This window comes from Flavihumibacter stibioxidans, from assembly GCF_014332695.1.
GTDB lineage: Bacteria > Bacteroidota > Bacteroidia > Chitinophagales > Chitinophagaceae > Flavihumibacter > Flavihumibacter stibioxidans.
Genome location: NZ_MBUA01000012.1, coordinates 11659 through 37277, shown reverse-complemented (window position 1 = coordinate 37277; position 25619 = coordinate 11659). Strand labels below are relative to the sequence as shown.

Genomic DNA, 25619 nt, shown 5'->3' with positions numbered 1-25619 from the left:
TTAAACAAAGGCTGCCCGGCTGGACACCGGGTGGCAAGTCAGTAACAAAAAAACCATCATGCTGTACCACTTAATTGATTGGTTAAAGGAAATGGACATCCGAATCCCGGGAAGTGCTCTGTTGCAATTCATCACTTCCCGGGTGTTACTGGCCGTGATCCTGTCACTGGTTATTACCACCGTATTTGGAAAAAAACTGATCAATTACCTGCGTAACAGACAGGTAGGAGAAAGTGTACGCGACCTGGGTTTACAGGGTGAACAACAGAAGAAGGGAACACCGACAATGGGCGGGCTCATCATCATCCTGGCCATCCTGTTGCCTACCTTGTTGCTGGCAGATCTTACAAAAGCATACGTACGACTGATGATACTCAGTACCATCTGGCTTGGTATCATTGGTTTCATTGATGACTACCTGAAACTCAGGGCTAAAAAAATAGCCCAGAAACAGGGAACGACTTATAAAAAAGGAGATAAGGACGGACTGGCAGGATGGTTCAAGATCCTGGGGCAGGTTGGATTGGGGCTGATCATCGGATTGACACTTCTGTTCAATGAGAATACCAAGGCCTGGCGCGAATATGTAGGAACTCCCGACAAAAAAGAGGGCGTTAAGGTTGTTAAGTTCCAGGAAAAGGAACGCTATTTTGTGGAAGCCAATGAACCCGTTACAACGATCCCATTCGTGCGAACACATGAATTCAACTACTCAAAATTATTGCCGGAGGCACTGAGAGGATTTACATCAGTTCTTTACATAATGATCGTGATTTTCATCGTTACCGCCGTGTCAAATGGCGCCAATATAACTGATGGACTGGATGGCCTGGCAACAGGTGTGAGTGCGGTGATTGGTGTTTGTCTGGGTGTATTTGCCTATGCCAGCGGTAACCTGCTGCTGGCTGATTACCTGAATATCATGTATATCCCTAACCTGGGTGAACTGTCGGTTTTCATTGGGGCCATGATCGGGGCCTGCGTTGGATTTCTGTGGTACAATGCTTACCCGGCACAGGTATTCATGGGTGATACCGGCAGCCTTACGCTGGGCGGAATCATCGCTGCACTTGCAATCATTGTCAGGAAAGAATTGCTGATACCGATTTTCTGCGGTGTCTTCCTGGTGGAAAACCTCAGTGTGATGCTGCAGGTAAGTTATTTCAAGTATACCAAAAAGAAATATGGTGAGGGTAGAAGGATATTCCTGATGAGTCCCCTTCATCACCACTACCAGAAACTTGGATACCATGAAAGTAAGATAGTGACGAGGTTCTGGATCGTAACCATACTGTGCGTGATCTTCGCCATCGTGACCCTGAAGATCCGTTGATTATTAAGTACCGAAAAACCAACCGACGGAGTATCGAATTTGTGGTGCAGTGAATCCAATACTAATGAAGAACCCCCAATCCGTGGAAAACCTTTTATTAAGATGAAAGACCTGGTGATCATATTAGGGGCCGGCGAAAGCGGCGTTGGTGCAGCAATTCTCGCGAAACAAAAAGGGTTTTCCTGTTTTGTAAGTGATGCAGGCTCCATCAAGCCGGTGCATCGGGAAGAATTGAACGCCCTGGGTATTGATTGGGAAGAGGGGAAGCACGACGAAGTGAAAATCCTGTCAGCTTCACTGGTGATCAAGAGTCCGGGCATTCCTGAGAAGAATGAACTGGTAAGGAAAATCAGGGGAAAAGGCATCCCGGTAATCAGCGAAATTGAATGGGCTTACAGGTTCACCGGAGACAGTAAAGTGATTGCCATTACAGGTAGCAATGGTAAAACCACCACCACAGCACTTACGTATCATATATGTAAACAGGCGGGATTGGATTGTGCGCTGGTGGGAAATATAGGTTACAGTTTTGCCAGGCAGGTGGCTATTGATCCAAAACCCTGGTATGTGGCCGAGATCAGCAGTTTTCAGTTGGATGATATCGTGCAATTCAGGCCGCATGTGGCCATCCTTACCAATATCACGGAGGACCACCTTGACAGGTACGACTACCAGTTCCGGAATTATATCAACAGCAAGTTCCGGATTGCAATGAACCAGCAGGCATCGGATTATTTCATTTACTGTGCAGATGATGAAGTAACCGTTCAGTATATAAATGAATTTAACATTCTATCTAACCCATTACCATTCAGTATGAGAAAAGAATTGCTCCAGGGCGCGTTTATCAAAGACCAGGAAATGAACGTGGTAACAGCCGATGAAAAATTTCAGATGAGCATCTATGATTTTGCGCTCAAGGGGAAACATAACCAGTATAATACTATGGCAGCAGGGTTGGCAGCATCCGTTATCGGATTAAGGAAAGATAAGATAAGGGATGCGATCCAGTCTTTTGAAGCGCTGGAACACCGCATGGAACATGTGGCCAATGTAAGAGGTGTTGAATTCATCAACGACAGCAAGGCAACTAACGTGAACAGTACCTGGTATGCGCTGGAAAGCATGACCCGCCCTGTAATCCTGATCCTGGGAGGTGTTGATAAAGGCAATGATTATTCCCTCCTGCTCGACCTGGTAAAGGAAAAAGTAAAAGCGATTGTCTGCATGGGAACTGACAATCTGAAGATCCATGAAGCTTTTGGTAAGGATGTTGCTGTAATGGTTAATACAGGAAGCGCGGCCGAAGCAGTTCATTCCGCTTTCAAACTGGCAGATAAGGGAGATGTGGTTTTGCTGAGTCCGGCATGCGCCAGTTTTGATCTGTTCAAGAATTATGAAGACAGGGGAAAACAATTTAAAGATGCCGTAAAAGCATTATAACCTGTCATTGACCCATTGACCCATTGACTCTCATGAATCAGTTACTTAACAAAACCCGCGGCGACAAAGTGATCTGGACACTCGTAGTGATCCTGGCCCTGATGTCATTGCTGGTGGTGTACAGTTCTACCGGTTCACTGGCATATAAAATGTATAAAGGAAATACAGAAGTGTACCTGTTCAAACAGGTGGCCTTCATCAGCATCGGTATCATGCTGATCTATTTCTTCCACATGGTCAATTACACGATCTATTCAAAAGTGTCACAGGTTTTGTTCTGGCTGGTAATTCCCCTGCTCCTCTACACCCTGTTTTTCGGGGTGAAACTGAACGAGGGAAGTCGCTGGATCAGGCTGCCGATCATCAACCTTACCTTCCAGACCTCCGACCTGGCGAAACTGGCATTGTTCATGTACATCAGCAGGCTGCTCAGTAAAAAGCAGGATACCATAAAAGATTTCAGGAAAGGTTTTGTTCCGGTTATCGTGCCCGTGGCCGTTACCTGCGCGCTGATTGCGCCAGCCAATCTTTCCACCGCACTGCTGGTGGGCGCCACCAGCATGCTGCTGCTCTTTATCGGCCGGGTGAGCGGAAAACACCTGGTGCTGACCGGACTGGTAGCCATGATTCCGGTAGTGATGCTGGTACTGGCAGCAGTTTACCAGCACAGTAACGGAAACGGCATCAAATCCAAATCAGAGAACCGTTCTCGCTTAACCGCACGCGTTAGTACCTGGGTGAACCGCGTGGAAACTTTCATGTATGGTGGTGCCGGCGAAGACAATGATGATAACTACCAGGTGAACCAGGCCAAGATCGCCATTGCGAAAGGCGGACTGATGGGCCTTGGTCCGGGTAATAGTGAACAAAGGAATTTTCTGCCGCACCCGTATTCGGATTTTATCTATGCCATCATCATTGAAGAGTATGGAATTGTAGGAGGTGCTGTGGTGATGTTTGTTTATCTCATTTTTCTTTTCCGAAGTATTCAGTTGTTCAGGAAATGTCCCTATGCATTCGGTGCATTCCTGGCACTGGCACTGAGTTTTACGCTGGTGATACAAGCCATGGCCAATATGGCGGTAAACGTAAACCTCTTTCCGGTTACAGGCGTTACGCTTCCGCTGGTGAGTATGGGAGGTAGTTCTTTCCTGTTCACCTGTATTGCCATCGGGATCATTTTGAGTGTATCAAGATATGTAGAAAAGAATGCGAATGATGGCGAGGAAGAACCGGTAAATGTGGAGGCTGCAAATGGGTAAAAGAATTGTCATAGCAGGAGGTGGTACGGGAGGACATATCTTTCCCGCCATCGCTATTGCCAACGCTTTAAAAAAGCTGGATCCCACAGTTGAGATATTGTTCATTGGAGCCAGGGGGAAGATGGAAATGGAAAAAGTGCCCCAGGCAGGATACCAGATTGAAGGACTTGATATTGCAGGATTCAACCGCAGTTCTTTGATTAAAAATATTTCACTGCCTTTTAAGCTGGTGAAAAGTTTTTTCCAGGTGCGAAGCATTTTCAAACGCTTTCGCCCCGATGCGGCCATTGGTGTGGGCGGGTATTCCAGTTTTCCGGTCCTGCGCCTGGCACAGCAGAAAGGAATTCCTACTTACCTGCATGAGTCAAATTCCTTTGCGGGTAAGAGTAATCAGTTGCTTGGAAAGAACGCCACCAGAATCTTCGTGGCCACCGATGGCATGGAGAAATTTTTCCCGGCAGAAAAGATCCTGGTGACAGGTAATCCGGTGCGTGCCAATATCGTGAACAGTACGGTCAGCCGCGAAGAAGCTATAAGTTTTTTTGGACTGGACCCTGCAAAAACCACCATCCTTTCGATAGGCGGAAGCCTGGGTGCCAAAAGTATCAACGAGGCGGTGGAAGCCGGTTTGCCGATGCTGGAGCAAAACGGATTACAGCTGGTATGGCAGACAGGAAAGCCATTTGCGGAAAGAGGTAAACAGGCCGCCCGGGGAAAGACGGGGTTTTGGGTAGATGAATTTATCTCACAGATGGACTATGCCTATGCTGCCGCAGATATCATTATTTCAAGGGCAGGCGCCATGGCCATCGCTGAAATATGTGTGGTGAAAAAGCCTGCCGTGCTGGTGCCATATCCTTTTGCGGCAGAGGATCACCAAACCATCAATGCCGGCAGGCTGGTGGAGAAAGGCGCAGCCCTGATGGTGAAAGACGCCGCAGCAAAAACTGACCTGGTCAATACAGTGGTGGCACTGGCAAAAAATGAAGCGCAGCAGCAGGAACTGAAAAATAAAATTGCATCACTTGCCGTAACCAATGCGGATGAAGTGATTGCGAAAAACATTATATAAACAGAAGAATTGTTATCAGTAAAAGACATACAAACAGTTTATTTCATCGGAATAGGTGGAATCGGGATGAGTGCCCTGGCGCGCTATTTCCATTCACTTGGAAAGCATGTAAGCGGTTATGATAAAACACCCACACCGCTGACGCGCCAGCTGGAGGAGGAGGGGATATCCATCCATTACGAAGAGAACCTGGAACTGATTCCCCGCCAGGCAGAACTGGTGGTTTTTACACCCGCGGTTCCTGCCACACATGCAGAACTGGTGTTTTACCGGGAAGGTGGTTATACTGTAATGAAACGGAGTGAGGTGCTGGGTGTCATCAGCAATAGTTCTTTTAACATCTGCATAGGTGGTACGCACGGAAAAACTACCACCACAAGCATGACAGCCCATTTGCTGAGACATTCGGGTTATGGCTGTAATGCTTTCCTGGGTGGTATCGCGGTGAATTACCAGACAAATTTCTGGAGCGATTCGCGCAATGTGGCCGTGATAGAGGCCGATGAGTATGATCGCAGCTTTTTAAGGTTGTATCCCGACATTGCCGTGATTACCTCCATGGATCCGGATCACCTTGATATCTATGGAACCGAAGAAGCCTTGCAGGAAGCTTTTGTTGATTTCAGCAAAAGACTGAAGCCGGGCGGAACACTTTTCAGTAAACACGGGTTGCCAAAAGCTATGGCCCTGAAAGCTGACCATCATTTTACCTACAGTCTTCAGAACGACGCGGCAGATGTGTATGCCACAGATATTACCATGCACGATGGCAGTTATCATTTTTCAGTGGTAGTTGCAGGTGAACGACTCGATGGCTTTGTGTTACATATGGGTGGCATGCATAATGTGGAGAATGCTGTAGTATCCATTGCCATTGCAAACCAGCTGGGCATAAGCCTGGAAAAAATCAGGGCTGCAGTAGAAGCATTCAGAGGGGTGAAGCGCCGGTTTGAATATGTGATAAAAAACCGCGAAATGGTTTTTGTAGATGATTATGCGCACCATCCGGAAGAACTGCGTGCCCTGATCAATGGCGCAAAGACATTGTTCCCCGGCAGGAAGTGCACCGTGATTTTCCAGCCACACCTTTATTCGCGAACCCGCGACCTTGCTGCCGGGTTTTCAGAAAGCCTTAACCTGGCAGATGAAGTAATCCTGCTGCCCGTTTATCCGGCGCGTGAACTTCCGATAGAGGGCGTAAGCAGTGAGCTGATCAGTGCTGCAATGGAACCGGGCAAAGTGGTTGTGGTGGAAAAGGATCACCTGCTGAATTATCTGCGTGAAAATTATATTCCCGCTGTCAACCAGGAGTTTGGGGCTTTGCTGATAACCGCTGGTGCAGGCGATATAGATACCCTTGTGAATCCGGTTAAAATGTTGCTGGAATCAAAATGAGTATGAGAAAGATCAGTACCAGGAAAGTTGTTGCAGCCTTTATTTGGCTGATGGCGGGCGCGGGTTTGCTCGTGGTGCTGATCGCTGCCATCAATCGTTCGGATGATGCAAATTGTAAAGGAGTGGAGATTGAGATCAGCGGTACGAAAGATTATATGTTCATTGATAAGTCAGATGTGCTGGAGGCGATCGGGGCTAAAGGAAAAAACCCTTTCAGGGGTAAGCCGGTGGCTTCTTTCAATCTCAGAAGTATGGAGACAAAGCTGGCAAAGAACAGCTGGGTGCAGGACGCGGAGCTGTTTTTCGATAAAGACAGGGTGTTACAGGTGCGTATCCGGGAGCGGGAACCAATGGTGCGAATTTTTACCGTTAGCGGAAATTCATGGTACCTCGATAGCGCAGGAAAATACCTGCCGCTGTCTCCGGGTAAAGCGGCGGTTAAACTGCCTGTTTTTACCGGTATGCCGGAAAGATTAAAGCCCTCCGGTAAAAGCGACAGCGCCCTGCTGGCACAGATCAGGGGAATTGCAGATTTTTTGCAGGAAGATCCTTTCTGGAATGCCCAGGTTTCGCAGGTGGTGGTGGGGGCAGACAGGCAGTTCGAACTGGTGCCGCTGGTTGGCAATCATTCCATCGTTTTCGGAGATGGTAATGACTATGAAAAAAAGTTCAGGAGACTGGCTGTTTTTTACCGTGAAGTGCTTGCCAGGACAGGCTTTGATTATTATGACACCATCAATGTGCAATACGATAAACAGGTGGTGGCGGTGAAGGGTTCGGCAATATCCACATCGGTGGATAAAAAAATAGTGACGGGCAATCCGACTGCGGCATCTTTACCGGTTATTAGTAAGGAGCAAATTCCTGCATCAGCTCCATCCGTCCGATCCCAACCCGAAAGAAAGACTGCGCTGGTACCTAAGGCATTGATGAAGAAACCAAATAAGGGAAACAACTAAAAACAATATATGAATAACGAACAACCCATTATTGTTGGGCTCGATATTGGCACAACGAAGATCGCTGCCATTGCGGGTCGCAAAAATGAGTTTGGAAAACTGGAGATCCTGGGGTTTGGTCGTGCCAACAGCAACGGCGTAAAACATGGCCAGGTGCTGAACATCGATGAAACCATCAAGGCAATAGCCTGTGCCCTGGAGAACTGTTATGCATCCAATCCGGACATAGAAATCAGCGAAGTATATGTTGGTATTGCCGGGCATCATATCAAGAGTCTTCAGACCAGGGGTGATATCGTGCGTCAGTCCAATGATGAAGAAATTTCACAGCGTGAAATTGACCAGTTGATCGCTGACCAGTACAAAACCTATATACCTGCAGGTGACCAGATCATTGATGTGATCCCGCAGGAATTTACTGTAGATAATTTCCAGAACATTCCTAATCCCATCGGTTACGGCGGGGTGAAAGTGGGCGCCAATTTCCATATTATCACCGGTGATAAGAATGCCATCCGCAACATCAACCGGGCTGTGGAGAAAAGCGGACTGCATACCAAGGACCTGGTGTTGCAGCCACTCGCATCAGCTGCAGCGGTAATGGGGCAGGAAGATATTGAAGCGGGGGTGGCCATTGTGGACATCGGTGGTGGTACAACCGACCTGGCCGTCTTTTATGAAGGCATCCTGAAACATACGGCTGTTATTCCTTTTGGGGGCGAGAATATCACCAATGATATTAAAACCGGCCTTGGAGTATTGAAGACACAGGCGGAGCAGATGAAAGTGCAGTTTGGCTCTGCCCTGGCAAATGAAGCCAAGGCAAATGCTTTCATAACTATCCCGGGTATGCGCGGATTACCTCCCAAGGAGATCAGCGTGAAGAACCTGGCCAATATCATCCAGGCCCGCATGAGCGAGATCATGGATTTTGTTACCTATCATCTCAAACAGGTGGGAATGGACAGTCGCATGCTCAATGGTGGTATCGTGCTGACCGGTGGTGGTTCACAGTTGAAGCACCTCATCCAGCTGACTGAATATGTTACCGGACTGAATGCAAGGATTGGTTACCCGAATGAGCACCTGGCTTCAGGTCATATTGATGAACTGACCAAGCCCATGTACTCTACCTGCATCGGTTTAATCCTGAAAGGATATGACGATTATGAGCGTAACCGCAAACAGTTTGAAAAGAAATTCAGGGCTGTTGAAATTCCGACAGAGCTGAAAAAGGGAGCCGTGGAAGAGAAGCCTGCCGTGGTTTCCGTTCCTGAGGAATCAGTACAGGTTGAAAGCCGTAAAACGGAACTCGGCATCAACCGTTTCTGGAGCAAGTTCAAGGACAACCTGATCGACCTGTTCAAGGAAGAGGAAGACAAGCATTTATAGGAGACGACTACTAACCCATTATTCTTTATCTAACCAGCTGGCAACAGCAATTCGAAAACAATTGTGATATGATACACTTTGATTTACCGAAGGAGAAATCATCCATCATTAAGGTGATTGGTGTAGGTGGTGGTGGCAGCAATGCTGTTAACCACATGTTCAGTCAAAGTATTGACGGGGTGAACTTTATTATTTGTAATACAGATGCACAGGCCATTGCATTGAGCCAGGTGCCGAATAAAATACAGCTTGGTCCGCATCTTACCCAGGGACTTGGTGCGGGTGCAAATCCCGAGATCGGAAAGCAGGCAACTGAAGAGAGCCTGGAAGAAATTAAACGCATTCTCGAAGTGAATACCAAGATGGCATTCATCACTGCAGGTATGGGTGGCGGAACCGGAACCGGTGGGGCACCGATCATTTCCAAAATATGCAAGGAACTGGGAATCCTCACTGTGGGAATCGTTACCACTCCCTTTAGCTATGAAGGAAGAAAACGCCAGTTGCAGGCGGAAGAAGGTATCATGCAACTGAAATCCTATGTGGATACCTTGCTGGTGATCAGCAATGATAAACTGCGGCACCAGTATGGTAACCTGAAAATGAAGGAAGCTTTTGCAAAGGCAGATAACGTGCTGGCAACTGCTGCCAAATGTATCACGGATGTGATCAGCAGCACAGGCCAGATCAACGTTGACTTTGCAGATGTATGCACGGTAATGCGTAATGGAGGTGTGGCGATCCTTGGTAATGCTGCAGCTTCGGGTGAAAACCGCGCCCAGCAGGCGATTGAAGATGCGCTTAACAGCCCGCTGCTGAACGATAATGATATCCGCGGTGCTCGCTGGATCCTCATCAATATCAACTCCGCAGAAGGTCAGCATGAATTCACTATGGATGAAGTTGATATTATCCAGAATTACCTCTTGAGCCAGGCCGGCGAGGAAACCGATGTGATCCTTGGACTTGGTTATGACAATACCCTTGAAGACAAGATCGGCATCACACTTATTGCCACGGGATTTGAATACAAGGACCCGTTCAACAAGCGACAGGCACAAAAACCGGAGGCGAAGAAAGATGAAAAGATTGTGATGACCCTGGGTGGCAGGAATGAAGAGGCGCGGATTTATGACCAGTCGGTTTTGCCTTTCCTGGTGGATGACCAGCGGCCTTCACAGCCAACGGCTGCGGCCCCTGTTCAGGTACAGGCTGCCGCGCAAAAGGTTGCAGGCCCAACCATGACAGTAGTGCCACCGACTGCAGCATCCGCTGCTGCCAATACCGAACTCCCTGCAGAGATGCAGCCAAGGCTTGTGGAAGAAACACCTGCAATTACTTATGATCATCCGGTTGTGACATTTACGGATGAGTATGACCGTAATATTACTGTTGATAACTCGAATTCATCTGATCAGGGGCAACCCTTAGCTTCGCAAAGCTTACCTGCAGAACAGAAAGAAGAAAGGATTGAATTGAAACTTACAGAAACGAATTCTCCGGTGTCTGCAGCATCCGGGGGGTACTTGGCCAAGCCATCCAATATTTATGCAGAACCGGCAAAAGGGCCGGAGAACAAATCCAGCCAGGAAAACAGGACTCCTGTGAACGAACCCATCAATCAGCAGTTGCCGGCAATGCCACAGAAAGAAGAATCTTCTTTCGATATGCAATTGGTGATCAAAGATGCAAATCCTGCGGCGGATCAGCCTGGGGCACCATCAACTCAACCTTCGTATTATTCTCCTGCTGAGGAACCGGCGATGCTGGACGAAGTAGAAGAACAAAAAAGGAAAGCAGCTGAGAGAATTCAGAAATTACGTAATCTGTCTTTCAACATCAATGCAGCCGACCCCAACAATGAGTTCGACACTGTGCCGGCCTATATCCGCCGCAACCTTGAACTTTACAACACTGTTTCACCTGCTGAGAATTTCTACAGCAATTACACGGTGAAAACAGATGAACACAACAATACCCAGATCAGTACGATCAACACCTTCCTCGATGGTAAAAAGCCTGACTAGGAAACTGTATTCACGTTCTGTGAAAACGATTTTGTTTTTAGTTGTTTATCCTGCTAAGGATAGTCGGCCCTTCGTATTTGCGAGGGGCCTTTTTTAAAGTTTTGTAATATAGTTATGCAAACAGTACTCATCTCCGGTGGAACCGGAACGGTTGGTAAGGCTTTGACCAGTTACCTATTGGACAAAGGTTATAAGGTTATTGTGCTTACACGCGATCCGTCACGCTTTCAGGCTATGGGTCATCTCAGTTATGCTGCCTGGGATGTGAAGAAGCAATCAATAGATAGTAGTGCCATTACTGATACGGACCATATCATTCACCTGGCCGGGGCAGGCGTGGCAGATAAGCGTTGGTCCGCTGCGCGAAAAAAAGAAATCCGCGACAGCCGGGTAATGGGCGGGGAATTGATTTGCAAGGCCTTGAGGGAAATTCCCAACAAAGTTCAAACCGTGGTCAGTTCTTCGGCAATCGGCTGGTATGGTCCTGACCCACAGGTTCCTAATAGCAATCCCTTTACCGAGGTGGATCCGGCACACGAGAGTTTCCTTGGGTCAACCTGTCGTGAATGGGAACAGGGCATTATACCGGTGCAGGAACTTGGTAAACGACTGGTGATTCTTCGCACAGGAATTGTATTGTCTGCAGAAGGGGGCGCATTGGCGGAATTTATGAAACCATTGAAATTCGGAATTGCTGCCATCCTCAGTACCGGAAACCAGGTCGTCAGCTGGATCCATATCAATGACCTGGTGAGGATGTATGTTTCAGCTTTTGAAAAGGCAGCCTGGTCAGGTGTGTACAACGCAGTTGCTCCACATCCCGTCAATAATAAAACACTTACCCTTACACTGGCTAAACAATTGAAGGGAAAGGCTTTCATGCCCGTGCATGTGCCTGCTTTCGTCCTGAAGATTGTGTTGGGCGAGATGAGTATCGAAGTGTTGAAAAGCGCTACGGTCAGTTCATCAAAAATCCAGCGGGCGGGTTTCCAGTTCGCATATCCTACCATCGAAAGCGCCCTTGAACAATTGGTCTGAAATTATTTCCGGATCTTTACCACCTTGGTATTGGTCCAGGTGTCGTGCCATGGCGTACCTCCCAGTGCGCTGAATGCTTCAAATGGCACCAGGCGTGAAAGGCTTCTCATTAAAGCATCCTTAAAACTGATGCGGCTTCCGTCTTCCCGGATAACCCTGGTGCCTGTTACATATTTGCCCGGGCTGCGGCCCCTGGTCAGGCCCTCAGCAATCGAATAGAATAATGCGTAAAGTAAAAAACCGCTAAAAAAATCAATTAGCTGTGACATCCCGCTGTCCCTAACAAGAAAACTTGTATCATGATTGCCTGCCATCAACACTATCCCCAATAATATTCCGAGAATATAGGAACTGGCATACAGCGCAATCGTATCAATAATGAAATTGGTGAAACGCTGGCCTGTGCCGGCCGGTTCCTGTTCAAGTTCCAGTTCAACATCATTGAGAAGATCAGTTGCAGGGGTATTTGATTCCATTGGAGAAATTTTGTTTTGTTATATTAAGATATGCTTTCCGTTCATTGCAAGCATTCAAAGATCCCGTCTTTATATATAAGGTAATTGATTCCCCAGGTCAGGAGCACCAGTATTATTGTGTATATGATATGCGGCTGAACTGCGTCCAGGGATGCCTGGTAGGCCTTCTCATCGAAACGGCCCATGAATGCCGGCGGCGGTATCATGCGATCTGATAATTCCAATGGCAGGAAGCGGCCAAGATCATTTTTCAGGAATTTATATTTAAGCAGGTTGACAGCTATCGGCTCTGCAATCATTGAATAAAACAGGAATATTGCAAGGGCGATAAAAGACTTTCGCACCAGTAGCCCGACCAGGAAGGCAATTGACAACTGGGCAAATGTCTGCAGGGCGAAAAGCGGAATATAATAGGCAAGGGACCAACGATCGGTTACATCGGCTTCCGTATTGGTGTAGCCGATGATATAAGCTACGATGGCATAAAGGGCGGTTACCATCAATACCACCAGCAATACATCGATCAGCTTTGCCAGCATGAAATCCTGCCTGCTCCAGCCATCAATAATGTTCTGGCGGCTGGTTTTGTAGGTGTACTCATTGGTGATCAGCATGATAACCAGTACTGCCGGGATGAACACAAACAGGGATGTCAGGTATGCACTGCTTCGCCACACTTCAGGAAAGGAAAAAGGGTTGCCCAGGAACATGGTTACAATCTTACCGGTGGCGTCCTCTTTTTTTGAAAGGGAATCATAGGTATTCAGAAATATGTAGTTGATGCCCGGATAAGAGAGCAGGCATAATCCGGTCAGCAGCCAGAATGCAGGATACTTTCGCAGCTTGAGCCATTCTGTTTTAAGGAGTGATATCATGTGTATTAATTACTGGTCAGTTCAAAAAATCTGGTTTCCAATCTTTTCTTTCTAAGGGCAATATGCTGCAGGGTGAGCCCATGTTCAAAGCAATAGCGATTAATTCCGCCGGGGTCCGCCGTACCTTTTTCGCAGTGCAGGACAAGTAACTTACCCTCTGGCCTGTAGCTTATCACACCCGGGTAAGATTGTAAAAGCGTTTGTAGGTCAGCGTTGTTGTCAGCGCTTAATTCCACGAGTTCCTCGTCTGCCAGGACCTCGTCCACCGGGCCGGTTGTTATGATTTTGCCGGTTTTAAGTATGGCTACATGGGTGCAGATTTTCTCCACTTCATCCAGCAGGTGACTGGCCATAATGATGGTATGCCCCTGTTTGTTCAGTGTTTTGATCAGTTCCCTGATCTCTGCAATTCCTACGGGGTCAAGTCCATTGGTGGGCTCATCCAGAACCAGTACCCGCGGCGCTCCCAGGAGGGCGGCGGCAATGGCAAGGCGTTGTTTCATGCCCAGGCTGTAAGTGCTGAAGCGGCTGTTGCGGCGTTCGTAGAGGTTTACCGAACGAAGTGTGTGTGCTATATCCTGAACATCTCCCCGTCCACTGATGCTACTGGTGATCTTTAAGTTGTTTACTGCCGAGAGGTAATGGTAGAAATTGGGTGTTTCGAGCAGTGATCCGATCCTCTTTCGCTGCTCTTTCGAGGGTGGTTGTCCGAACCATAGGTACCGGCCGCTGTCTGCTGCCAGTACATCCAGGATGATACTGAGCAGGGTGGTTTTGCCACTGCCGTTAGGTCCAAGAATTCCAAAGACCGTACCTTCAGGCACTGTTAAACTCACCCCCTGAAGGGCTTTTACCTTACCATAAGATTTGGAGATATTGTCCAGCCTGAGTACATCCATGACAGTCAATTTTTGGATAAGATAATCCAAGCCTCACTATTCCGGAAATTATTTGCTGGAATACCATTAACTCTTGCCGGGAAAGAAAGAAAAAGGCCGGCCCCAGGTGGGACCGGCCGGCTCATGTGTGGTTATATAAAGTTTTTAGGTGTCTGACATGTTCCAGGTGTCTGACACTTTGGAAGTGTCAGACACCTGGAACATGTCAGACACCTAATTAATTCCTTACGGGTTTGCCTGATTTCAATACGCTCTGGATGCGTTCCAGGGTTTTCTTTTCGCCGGTGAGCGAAAGGAATGCTTCTCTTTCAAGGTCCAGCAGGTATTGTTCACTTACCAGGGTGGGTTCGCTGAGATCGCCGCCGCACATGACATAAGCGAGTTTGCGGGCTACCAGCGCATCGTGATCGGTGGCATAATTGGCCCTCCACATTCCGTTAATTCCGGTCAGCAGGGTGCCCAGGCCTGAACGGCCCAGTACCTTTACATCGGTTCTTGGTACGGGAGTGACATAACCACTGTCGTAGATTTCGATCACCGATTTTTTGGCCTCGCTGATCCTGCGGCCCTGGTTCATCACCACTTCGTCTAACCCTTTACGTAAGATGCCCAACTCATAGGCTTCCTGCGCGGATGTAGCAACTTTCGCCGTGGCGATGGTAAGGAATCGGTTTTTCAGGGTAATATTTTCGGGTTCGTCTTCATGCATTTCATCGGCCGCCCGCATCGCGAATTCCTTGGTGCCGCCGCCGCCGGGAATCAGCCCCACACCCAGTTCCACCAGCCCGATATAGGTTTCCGCCGCAGCACATACCTTGTCGGCATGTAAACTCAACTCACAGGCTCCGCCCAATGTCAGCGCATGCGGCGCCACCACCACAGGAACGGATGAGTAACGAGCCCGCATCATGGTCTGCTGGAATTGCCTGATGGCCATATCAAGCTCATCAAATTCCTGGTCCACCGCATACATAAAGATCATGCCCACATTGGCCCCCGCACTGAAATTAGGGGTGTCATTGGCAATCACCAGTCCCTTGTATTTTTCTTCGGCAAGTGATATTGATTTTTGAATGGCTTCCAGCACTTCACCGCCAATACTTCCCATTTTCGTATTCCATTCCAGTCCCAGTACATCATCTCCCAGGTGATAAGCCCTGCAGGCACTGTTCTTCCAGACGGTCTGTCCCGCGAAATTCTTCATCACAATAAAGGCATCACCACCGGGAATTGCCTTATAGGATTTCGTACTCACGTCATAGTATAAACGCTTTCCGTTTTCCACCTTGTAAAAACTTTTTGCACCGGATGCGATCATCTCATCCACCCAGGGGGCAACGGCATAACCGGCTTCCTTCATTTTGGACAGGGTCTTTTCCACACCCAGTACATCCCAGCTTTCAAAGGCTCCTATCTCCCAGCCGAAACCCGCCATCATGGCGTCATCCACGCGATAGATCTCATCCGAAATTTCCGGAATGCGGTGGGAGATATAGGAGAACAATCCATAGTGGAACAGCCTGTAAAACTCACCGGCTTTGTCGGTTCCCTGCACCAGCATGCTCAGCCGGGTGCGCAGGTCATCAACAGGTTTGGCCGCCTCCAGGGTGGCGAATTTTGGTCGCTGCCGCGGTCCGTATTCCATGGTCGACAGGTTCAGGGTGAGTATCTCTTTCTCACCTCCGGTACCTTTTGTTTTCTTAAAAAATCCCTGGCCTGTTTTATCGCCCAGCCAGTTTCCTTCCACCATTTTTCCCAGCCAGGCCGGAATGGCAAATGCGGCGCGCTGTTCGTCAGCGGGACAATTATCCGCTACGCCATTGGCTACTTTTACCAGGGTATCAATGCCCACTACGTCCGCAGTGCGGAAGGTGGCTGATTTCGGACGGCCAATGACCGGTCCGGTCAGCGCATCCACTTCGTCTATGGTGAGTCCCAGTTTTTCTACCAGTCCGAATATGGCCATAATGCCGTACACCCCAATCCTGTTGGCAATAAACGCCGGCGTGTCTTTACAAAGCACGGTCGTTTTACCCAATTGCAGGCTGCCGAAATCCATCAGGAAATCAACCACTTCACTACTGGTCTCCGGGGTAGGGATGATTTCCAGCAAACGCAGGTAGCGCGGCGGATTGAAGAAGTGTGTTCCGCAGAAATGTTTTTTAAAATCCTCACTGCGTCCTTCCGCCATCAGGTGGATCGGAATGCCCGAAGTATTGGAAGTGATCAGGGTTCCGGGCTTGCGGTACTGCTCTACCTGGTCGAATATGATTTTCTTGATATCGAGTCTTTCCACCACCACTTCAATGATCCAGTCGTATCCCGCAATCTCCTTCATGTTGTCGGTGAAATTGCCGGTGCGAATCCTTTTTGCCACATCCTTTGTATATACGGGAGATGGATTGCTTTTGAGCGCGGCCTGCAGCGCATCGTTCACCAGTTTGTTGCGGGCGCCGGCATCCGTACTGTCCGCTGCCTCCTTAGGTACCATGTCAAGCAGTAAAACCGGCAGCCCGGCTCCGGCAATGTGACAGGCAATCCTTGAACCCATTACACCACTTCCAAGTACGGCAACTTTTTTGATCGTTCTTTTCATATAACAAGTCTGTTTGTGTGGTTAGCCTAAGGCAAGAAAAAATAGTTAGCTAAACAACTAATTAGGTCGAAGTTATGATTTTCACCGGAATCTTGTTTTAAATTTTAAATTAATTCAGGCTAAAATTTTGATCCCTTAATTTGGACTTATGTCAGCGGAAGATGCCAGGAAAATATTCGAAGCAGGCTGCGATGCAGTGAAGCCCGGCCGCTTTATGCCCCGGTTTATCCGGCGTTCCGGCACCGGATTCCGGTTGGGCGAACAGGTGTACGAACGAAGTGTTTTTCATAAAATCTACCTGCTGTCCATGGGCAAGGCCTCGGTAGCCATGGCCCTGGAATTACAGGCGGTGATGGGCGACCTGGTTGATGAGGGAATTGTGGTGACGAAGGCCGGACATGTATTACCCGGACTGCAATGGCCGGTGATCGAAGCGGGGCATCCCGTGCCGGATGGAGAAAGCATCCGGGCGGGAAAAGCAATAACGGAAATGGTTTCGAAAGCGGGGGAGAAGGACCTGCTGATAGTGCTGGTTTCCGGAGGGGCTTCAGCCCTGGTGGCGGATCTGCCGGAAAAGAGCAGCCTGGATATGCTGCAGGACTTGTTCAAAAGCCTGCTACACTGTGGTGCTTCTATTGAAGAGATGAATACCGTGCGGAAACATTTTTCACGCATCAAGGGCGGACAACTTGCCAGGCTGGCATTTCCGGCAAGGATCCACCAGTTCGTCTTAAGTGATGTGCCGGGCGATGACCTGTCTGTGATTGCAAGCGGCCCATTTTATCCCGATGGTACCGGTTTTGCGGATTGCAATCGCATTCTTCAGAAGTATGCCCTTGCGGAACAACTTGCACTGCCCCTGAAACAATCGCTGGAAGCGGGTTTGCAAAACAAGATCCCCGATACACCCAAACCGGGTGATCCGATATTTGAAAATATCTTTCATCACCTGGTGGCCACCAATGCCATTGCTATGCAGGCCGCTGCAGCGCAGGCATCAGCATTGGGCTATCACGTAGAACAGATCGGAAAACAATTATCCGGTGAAATCTCGCAAACTGCGGTTAGCCTTCTCCGTGATATCATGATTAAAGAACACTCCGCACCCACCTGTTATATTGCCGGTGGGGAAACAACCGTTACGATAAAAAATGATACCGCCGGAAAAGGTGGCCGCAACCAGGAGTTTGTGCTGAGCGCGCTTCAGTTTTTACTCCGGGAGGAATATGAGGGCCGTCTGGTTGGATGGCCTGTTGTGTTAAGTGGTGGGACTGATGGCAGCGATGGTCCCACGGATGCAACAGGTGCAGTCCTGGATGGCAACCTTGTCAAAACAATGAAATCCCTGCAACTTGATCCGGCACCCTTCCTCGCAGCGCACGATGCCTGGCATTTTTTTCACGCCACCGGCGGATTGATCGTTACCGGTCCCACGCAAACCAACGTGATGGACCTGGTTGTCATACTCATTCACACCACCAGGTAAAGCAGCATGGAACTGAGCAGTACAGTTAATCCCATCAGCCCGGTGGTGATGCTGTAGTAGCGGAATAAATCGTGCACGGGAATTCTGGCATACTGGTGGATGACCCAGAAATAACTGTCGTTGGCATGGCTTACGGTCATCGCGCCACCGCCAATAGAAAGTAATACCAGTGCGGTTTGTGGCGGATCCAGGTGGAATGGCCCGAGCAGGGGAAACAACATGGATGAACTGATGATCAATGCCGCAGTGGAGGAGCCCTGTGCTGATTTCAGCAGGGCCGCCAGCGCAAATGAAAAAGGGAAAATGATCAGGGTGCTGATCTGCTGGTCCCGCACAAATTCTTCCATCATCTGTTGCAGGCTGGTGGCTTTCAATATAGCACCAAATGCGCCGCCGGCTGTGGTGATCAGTATGATGGGCCCCGATTGTACCAGTGACTGGTTGATCCATCCCGTCCATTCGGCGCGCCGCTTTATTGCGGTTAAAAGCAATGCCAGCATCGAGCTGATGAACAAGGCAAATACTGGATGACCTCCGGCCGTAATCAGTAACAAGGGAAGCAGTAAAGGGATGATTGCGCGCCAGATATTTATGGTGCCTTTTGCCGTCGGTTCCGGCCGGGTGGCGGGTTCGCCGGTAAGAATTTCTCCCTTATATTTTCCAACCATCCACCAGGCGATGAATAATGCGGGGATCACCGCAATGAGTCCGAATAAAATAACCCAGCCCAGGTGTTCCGCCAGTCCGAGGTTTCCAGCCGCTGCCATAGGGCCGGGAGTAGGAGGTACCAGTACATGCGAAGAGTAAAGTCCGGATGCCAGGGCCAGTTGCATGCTGCCCGGAGCAAGGGCCGCTTCGGCAGACATATTGCTTACCAGCCTGGTGAGAATGATAAAACCTGCATCGCAAAATACCGGGATACCCACCAGCATGCCGATGATACCGGTGGCCTGTAATAAATAGCGCTTATGCAGTTTTTTGACGGCGATATTGGCCAGTGCCTGGGCCGCTCCCGATTTTTCCAGTGTTTCGCCCAATAACGTACCGAACACGATCAGAAATCCGATGCTGCTGAAAACCGCGCCGGCGCCACTTAAGAGGGTATCCAGAGTTTTGCGTACAGGCATTCCCGTTATTAGCCCGCAGGCGGCACCAGCCACCAGCAGCACGATCATCGGGTGCCATTTAAGAACAGCGCAGCCTATGATGATGAATAGGAGCGATGCAAGTATGACCAGCAGCAATGCTATCCCTGTCATTTGGTTTTTTTCTTTTTGGGTGGTTTCTCGATGCCCAGGTTGGTGAACAATCCGCTCAGGGCGATTTTACCCCAATAGTTGAAAATGGATTTGTTGCGCAGGCGCTCCCGATACAGTTCGCTGCTTCTTTTCTTCTTATTGGGAACAACGGTATTGGCCAGGAAACTCATGAAGCCCCGTTTTTGCCCATCTTCTTGCAGCAGGTGTATTTTGAGGTCGCGGTATTCTGAACTGATCCTTCCGGATGCCGATAAATCATTGGCAGATACTTTCATCCAAACGGTGTCTGCCTGTCCGGATTTGATCCTGACGTTCACCAATGGCTGCAGCAGGGGCGACAGGGCATCCAGGTTCATCCTGCCAACAGTGGACAATATTTCAAATCCCTGGAGGCTGTCGCTGTACGACTGGCTGAATAAAAATTTCATCGGACCGGCACCCATGAGTTTCGTATTTAAACTGATCCTAAGACTGTCGCCGGCGCCAATGGCGGCATTGCCCGCATGCAGGATATTACCATTCATTTCTGTAAACCATATCCTGCTTTCCGCGCCATTTTTTTCGTTGATTTCATGATAGCGAATCCTGGCATGGGAGAGATCAATTTCTTCCAGCATGAAAGAAAAAGGCAGTTGCTGCAAACTTTTAATCAGCATCGGCCGGTAGGTAACGGTGTCATCTGTTATTCTTTTATCCCTTTCTACCAGCAGGTCCATGTCCGACAGGTTTAACCGGCCGGCATGCCAGTAAGACCGGGGACCCGATGACCGGTATTCAAACTCCCGCAACCTTCCCGCACCTGTGCCCAGGGTGATATAATCTTTTTCAAAAGCCAGGGACCTGAAGAAGCTGTCACGTGATAATCTGGCAGTCCAGCTGAGGCTGTCGAACTGAAGTGATTTGTCCGCCGCATCCATGCTGATCCGGTACAGGTTGAATTGCCGGGTATCATTTTCCTGCTCAATTTTTTCTGCCTGGAAATTTACCTGGGGAAGGATCGTAAACAGCTTTGCCATGGAATCTTTCGAACTGTTCAGTTGGAAGGGTTTTTGCAGGCGGGCATTGACCCCCAGCAGTGAGACCCGCCTCCCCGAATCAATATAATGTATGTGGGCACTCCTGGTTTCCAATGCCAGTACACTGGTTTCAAAAGCCTCTCCAAGGCCATATTCAATCTTTCCTGTATGCAGGGTGAGAGAGGGCAGGTGAAGTTTCAGTTTGGCGGTTTTCCTTTCTATGGTCACCTGGTCGAGGCGGATGGCATCGGTTATAAAGCGGTCATCCTTTATTTCAATGGCTGCTGTTGATATCTTTCCTCCGCGGGCGCTGAACAGGGACTCGCGGCCTTCCAGGCTTTCGCGGCTGACCATCACCGTTGGATCAACCAGGTTGATGGCGGGCAGCAGGGTGCTTGTCTCTTCGCCCGTGTCTTCTTCAGGTGCATCGGATCGCTTCAGCAACACATCTATAATTGGTTGTTGCAAATCTATCTGCCGGATCATTGAAAACTTTATGCCCGGTCCACTGATGCGATGGTCCATCCGTATCCCTTCCATCCTTGCTTTTAGCTGGAATCTTTTATCGTTGATTTCCCAGTCTCCCCTGCCCAGGACCAGCTGCTGGTCGCCGGTGATCCGGAAACTTTCTGCAGACCCATTGACCTCAGCATGCTTTACCCTGATTTGTCCGCCATTTGCCATCAGGCCACTCCATGACCAGTTGTCGTTTTCATTTTTTAAACCATCGACCGACAGGGTGTCGATACTGGTACTCATCAGCCAGTTGTTCCCGCCAATCCTGAGTTGAAGCGGGCCGGAGCGGATATTCTTCACGATGGTCGGTGGCAAGTCTGTGGCTCCGGAACCCGTGCCGGATGAGGTTCCCGGACCATTGGTAATATTTATTTCAAGTGATCCGCTGCCGACCTCCAATGTGTTCATCCAGTCATTTTTTCTGCCGGTGAAAATACTGGCGAGATTAATATCCCCGGCCTTGAGCTGCCTGAGGTCGAACCGGATCCTGCCGTCTTCACTGAAGCCTCCGGTTGAATCCGCAGAGAAGGTTTGGTTGCTGAAGGAAACATTGCTGCAATCTATCCACCAGCCGGGAATGCGTAATGCCAGGCGGGGCAGCATAAAGGAATTCTCGCCCCTGAAAAGGGAATCCAGGTCCCTTGCCCTGAGCAGGTAACGGCTTGGGATAACCGCAAAAAATGAATCCGTCTGAACCAGCGGAACCTGTTGCCCGGATTGTGTAACGGAAACATCCGCATCCAGTATTCGGATGGTGCCGATATCAAGCTTGCGAGCGATGTTGCGTTGTATCCTTTGCCAGGGGAAACGCCGGGCACTCTTCCTTTTCGGCGGCAGATTGAGACGTATCACCGGTGCGCCAAGTACCAGCTCTTCCGCCTTCAGCCGCCCGTTCAGCAGGGCCGGTATGGACAGGTTTACCAGTACCAGTTGTTTTACATCAATACTGTTTTCACCATACCAGCTTCCTTTCGGTGAGTGCAGGAAATAATCGGTGAGTATGAGATTGTTTTTATTGATATTGATCTCCCCGAAACCCACCTGGAAATTCTTTGTTCCGCCCGATTCCACATAGGCCCTCACTTTCAGTTCGAGCTCCTGCAGTTCTATTTTGTTGGGAAGGTCCTTGTCTACCAGCAGTTCGCTTACATTGAAATTTTCACCTTCAATGCGAAGGTTCTCCCGGCCTCTTCGGGTATGCGTTACCGTTGTAAACTCGATTTCTTTGATAGCCAGGTTTTTTACCAGGATGGGACCGATAATATCCAGCAAATTGCCTTCATTCCTTAACCTCAGGCTGTCCATGGTTTTACGGAACCTGAAATCATTGCTGGAGAAATAGCCTTTCGATGCCTTGAGCTCGCCCAGTTCGACCACTCCTTCCGTGAGTAATTTGTTCCAGTTCAGGGAGTCCAGTTCAATGTTTTCCAGCCTGAGACCCGATTGGTCTCCCTGTTCAGTAAGGGACTTGTGAAATCCGAAACCTGCCAGCTCAAATTTCCGGGTACGGGTATCCCATAAAAGTTTGTCGAGGTTAACCCTGATGGTGGTGTCGGGGTATTCGATTACCGGCTGGCGAAGCTGGAAACGGAGGGCAACCTGGTTGTCCCTGTTCCAGTTGCTGATTTTTTTGAGCAGGTGCAGGTCATCGATGGCAAGGTCTATGTTGTTGAGGAAGTAACGGTTCCGGTTATTGCCCATTTCGGGATAATAGGCAACGGAGCCGTCCCTGATCAGGCACTTTTTTACTTCCAGGGATTGCAGCACTTCAAAAAATATGGACTGGACCCTGGCAACCTGCTGGTGAAGGGGCACCAGCTCTCTCGGTTTGAGGCTGTCTTTTTTGTACACATGCAGCGCCAGTGCCGGCTTCACGATGGTAAAGCTTTTTACCCTCAGCTGATTCAGAAAGAGCAATCTTAAAACATCTTCCAGGTTAAGCACCAGGGAGTCGGCCCTGAGCTCAAAATCGGTATCGTCCACACCCGGCTTCCTGGGATAGATATGAATATGACGGGCCCTTACCACCATTTGGGTGGGATCTACCCGGATGGTACTGGCATTGAAGCCATAGGTGCCATTGGAAAGGGTTTCAACCAGCTGCTTTACTGCCGCCACTGAACGCAGCCGGACAAACAGTCCGACTGAGAGGATAAGTGCCAGGAATATCGCACCGATCGTTATGAGCACCCACTGTTTCCGCGAAGGCCTGGTCATGGTGTACAAAATAATCAAAAAAAAGGAGGTTGCCGAACCACTGGTCAACAACCTCCTTGTGTATGCGAAAAAATCTGTGTATTAACTTACCCCCGATCCGGCATTGATCATGCTTTCCGGACGCACAAAGTGCAGCTTGCCCGCCGCGTCTTCGGCCATCAGGATCATGCCATTGCTTTCAATGCCCCGCATCTTTCTCGGGGCAAGGTTGGTTACCACTACTACCTGTTTGCCCACAATTTCATCGGGACTGAAGTGAAGGGCTATGCCGCTGACGATGGTGCGGGTTTCAAAACCCATATCCACCGAAAGTTTCAGCAGCTTATCTGCTTTCTCCACTTTTTCTGCTGCCAGTATGGTACCCACACGGAGGTCTATTTTTGCGAAATCATCAAACTGGATGGTGGGCTTGATGGCTGTGTGGCCGGGTGCGTCTGTTACCGGCGCAATTGCTGGTTCTGCCGTTGTTGCAGCGGCCTCGCCGGGCACTGGCAGGCTGTTGTTCTTTAATTTGTCGATTTGTTCCTGTATTTCCATGTCTTCAATTTTTCTGAATAATAATTCCGGCGCACGAAGGCTGTAACCCACACTCAGCAGTTTCATGCTGCCTGCATTTTCCCAGTCGAGCATTTTTTCCACCACCTTCATCAGGTAAATCATCTTCCGGGCGGCATTCGGCAGAAACGGATTGATCAGTATGGCCAGGTTGGCACAGAGCTGCAGGCAGATGTGCATACAGTTGTCAATCTCCCGCTGGAAAGCTGCAGATTGTTCCGGCGTGGCATCTGCCGCGTCCTTCTTTTTCGCCTTGATCCAGGGTTCCTTTTCCTGCATGTATTTATTGCCCTTCCTGGCCAGGTCGATCACTTCAAACTGCGCCTCACGGAACTTGTATCCTTCCAGCAGGTTCTCAATCCTGGCTTTGGCCTTTTTGATCTCATCCATCATCTCGTGGTCTTTTTCATCCAGGAGCTCATTGTGCAATGGTGGCACTTTTCCGTGGGTCAGTTTGTGCATCAGTACAAAAGCACGGTTCACAAAATTTCCGAAAATGGCTACCAGCTCATTGTTCACTGCATCCTGAAAGCCTTTCCAGGTAAACTCGCTGTCCTTGGTTTCGGGTGCGATCTGGGTCAGGTAATACCGGAGCGCGTCAACCAGTTGCGGACCGCCGTTTTCCCTGTTCACGAAATCGTCAATAAAGTCCTGCATATCGAGTTTCCAGTTGCGGCTGGTACTCATCTTGTCGCCTTCGAGATTCAGGAACTCGTTGCTGGGCACATTGTCGGGCAGGATATTGCCATGCAGTTTCAGCATCACCGGGAAGATGATGGCATGAAAAACTATATTGTCCTTGCCGATAAAATGTACCAGTTTGGTTTCCTTGTCGTACCAGTAAGGTTCCCAGTCTTTCCCGTTGTTGATGGCCCATTGTTTGGTGGCGCTGATATAACCGATGGGGGCATCGAACCATACATACAGTACTTTCCCTTCCGCTTCGGGCAGGGGCACTTTAATGCCCCAGTCGAGGTCGCGCGTTACGGCACGGGCCTGCAGGCCGCCGTCAATCCAGCTCTTGCACTGTCCCACCACATTGGCACGCCAGTCGTCTTTGTGATCTTCGAGTATCCATTGGCGTAAGAATTCCTCGTGGCGGTTCAACGGCAGGTACCAGTGGGTGGTTTTTTTCTTCACCGGCGGATGGCCGCTGAGGGTGCTTACGGGGTTGATGAGTTCATCGGGACTCAGACTGGTTCCGCATTTTTCGCACTGGTCGCCGTAGGCGCTGTCATACCCGCAATTGGGACAGGTTCCCTTGATATAACGGTCTGCAAGAAAGGTTTTGGCCTGCTCGTCAAAATATTGCTCGGTCTCCTTTGTTTCCAGCTCCCCTGCATCGTTCAGCATGGTAAAGAATTCCCGCGATGTTTCGTGGTGCACCGGAGAACTGGTGCGGTCGTATATGTCAAATGAAATGCTGAGGTCGGCAAAATTCTGTTTGATGATCCCGTGGTATTTGTCAATGATGGCCTGCGGGGTGGTGCCTTCCTTCATGGCCTGGATGGGAATGGCAGTGCCGTGCTCGTCACTGCCGCAAACGAACACCACGTCGCGTTTCTGCGCACGCAGGTAACGGACATAGATATCTGCCGGCAGGTACGCACCTGCCAGGTGGCCGATATGTTTCAATCCGTTCGCATAGGGCAGGGCAGCGGTGATCAGGTATCTTTTGGGTAAATGCATGCTTGTTTTGTTTAATATGTCCGGACAAACCGGCTGGTGGAGGGCAAAAATACGGAAAGGAATACCGCGCAGGGCCGGCAACAGGTCCATTTTTTTGCAGCGCCAAATGAAAAA

17 protein-coding genes are annotated in these 25619 nt (G+C 49.3%); 10 read left to right on the top strand and 7 right to left on the bottom strand.

Features of this window, described 5'->3' with window-relative positions:
* The first annotated feature begins 58 nt into the window (after positions 1-58).
* From mraY to BC349_RS07245, 9 genes are all read left to right on the top strand, one after another.
* Positions 59-1333 (top strand): phospho-N-acetylmuramoyl-pentapeptide-transferase, encoded by a 1275-nt coding sequence (mraY, locus tag BC349_RS07285; RefSeq protein ID WP_187256099.1) that lies wholly within the window; start codon positions 59-61, stop codon positions 1331-1333.
* A gap of 102 nt (positions 1334-1435) precedes the next feature.
* On the top strand, positions 1436-2776 hold the full coding sequence (gene murD, locus BC349_RS07280) for a UDP-N-acetylmuramoyl-L-alanine--D-glutamate ligase (RefSeq protein WP_187256098.1): 1341 nt from the start codon (positions 1436-1438) through the stop codon (positions 2774-2776).
* A gap of 32 nt (positions 2777-2808) precedes the next feature.
* Positions 2809-4038, top strand: coding sequence for an FtsW/RodA/SpoVE family cell cycle protein (locus BC349_RS07275; RefSeq protein ID WP_187256097.1), 1230 nt, complete (start codon positions 2809-2811; stop codon positions 4036-4038).
* Entirely contained in the window at positions 4031-5110 is a 1080-nt protein-coding gene (murG, locus tag BC349_RS07270; protein ID WP_187256096.1) for an undecaprenyldiphospho-muramoylpentapeptide beta-N-acetylglucosaminyltransferase, read from the top strand. Before BC349_RS07275 ends, murG begins: the two co-directional genes overlap by 8 nt.
* Positions 5111-5119: 9 nt before the next feature.
* The gene (gene murC, locus BC349_RS07265) at positions 5120-6505 is read left to right on the top strand and encodes a UDP-N-acetylmuramate--L-alanine ligase (protein ID WP_187256095.1); all 1386 of its coding nucleotides are present in this window, start codon (positions 5120-5122) and stop codon (positions 6503-6505) included.
* Positions 6506-6507: 2 nt separating this feature from the next.
* Entirely contained in the window at positions 6508-7464 is a 957-nt protein-coding gene (locus BC349_RS07260) for a cell division protein FtsQ/DivIB (protein ID WP_187256094.1), read from the top strand.
* Positions 7465-7473: 9 nt separating this feature from the next.
* The gene (ftsA, locus tag BC349_RS07255) at positions 7474-8856 is read left to right on the top strand and encodes a cell division protein FtsA (protein WP_187256093.1); all 1383 of its coding nucleotides are present in this window, start codon (positions 7474-7476) and stop codon (positions 8854-8856) included.
* 68 nt (positions 8857-8924) lie between these two features.
* A complete protein-coding gene (gene ftsZ, locus BC349_RS07250) occupies positions 8925-10883 on the top strand; it encodes a cell division protein FtsZ (protein WP_187256092.1) in 1959 nt (652 codons plus the stop codon).
* Positions 10884-10997: 114 nt separating this feature from the next.
* Positions 10998-11921, top strand: coding sequence for a TIGR01777 family oxidoreductase (locus BC349_RS07245; RefSeq protein ID WP_187256091.1), 924 nt, complete (start codon positions 10998-11000; stop codon positions 11919-11921).
* A 2-nt stretch (positions 11922-11923) separates the two neighbouring features.
* Here the strand turns inward: BC349_RS07245 and BC349_RS07240 are convergent, their stop codons facing one another.
* The 4 genes from BC349_RS07240 to BC349_RS07225 all read right to left on the bottom strand — a co-directional run bounded on the left by BC349_RS07240 (position 11924) and on the right by BC349_RS07225 (position 16767).
* Positions 11924-12397 carry an RDD family protein gene (locus tag BC349_RS07240; protein ID WP_187256090.1) on the bottom strand — a complete coding sequence of 158 codons (474 nt, stop codon included), beginning with the start codon at positions 12395-12397 and terminating at the stop codon, positions 11924-11926.
* A gap of 41 nt (positions 12398-12438) precedes the next feature.
* Entirely contained in the window at positions 12439-13272 is an 834-nt protein-coding gene (locus BC349_RS07235; RefSeq protein WP_187256089.1) for an ABC transporter permease, read from the bottom strand.
* Positions 13273-13277: 5 nt separating this feature from the next.
* Positions 13278-14171, bottom strand: a complete 894-nt coding sequence (locus BC349_RS07230; protein ID WP_187256088.1) for an ABC transporter ATP-binding protein — start codon at positions 14169-14171, stop codon at positions 13278-13280.
* 217 nt (positions 14172-14388) lie between these two features.
* Entirely contained in the window at positions 14389-16767 is a 2379-nt protein-coding gene (locus BC349_RS07225) for a 3-hydroxyacyl-CoA dehydrogenase/enoyl-CoA hydratase family protein (RefSeq protein WP_187256087.1), read from the bottom strand.
* Positions 16768-16915: 148 nt separating this feature from the next.
* On the opposite strand from BC349_RS07225, the gene BC349_RS07220 reads away from it, so the two are divergent.
* On the top strand, positions 16916-18253 hold the full coding sequence (locus tag BC349_RS07220; RefSeq protein ID WP_187256086.1) for a glycerate kinase type-2 family protein: 1338 nt from the start codon (positions 16916-16918) through the stop codon (positions 18251-18253).
* Here BC349_RS07220 and BC349_RS07215 read toward each other — a convergent pair.
* From BC349_RS07215 to metG, 3 genes are all read right to left on the bottom strand, one after another.
* Positions 18238-19512: a GntP family permease gene (locus tag BC349_RS07215; protein WP_187256085.1), complete on the bottom strand. Its 1275-nt coding sequence runs from the start codon at positions 19510-19512 to the stop codon at positions 18238-18240. The genes BC349_RS07220 and BC349_RS07215 overlap by 16 nt on opposite strands.
* On the bottom strand, positions 19509-23261 hold the full coding sequence (locus tag BC349_RS07210) for an AsmA family protein (protein ID WP_187256084.1): 3753 nt from the start codon (positions 23259-23261) through the stop codon (positions 19509-19511). Before BC349_RS07210 ends, BC349_RS07215 begins: the two co-directional genes overlap by 4 nt.
* Positions 23262-23342: 81 nt before the next feature.
* The gene (metG, locus tag BC349_RS07205; RefSeq protein ID WP_187256083.1) at positions 23343-25505 is read right to left on the bottom strand and encodes a methionine--tRNA ligase; all 2163 of its coding nucleotides are present in this window, start codon (positions 25503-25505) and stop codon (positions 23343-23345) included.
* Between the last annotated feature and the right edge of the window lie 114 nt (positions 25506-25619).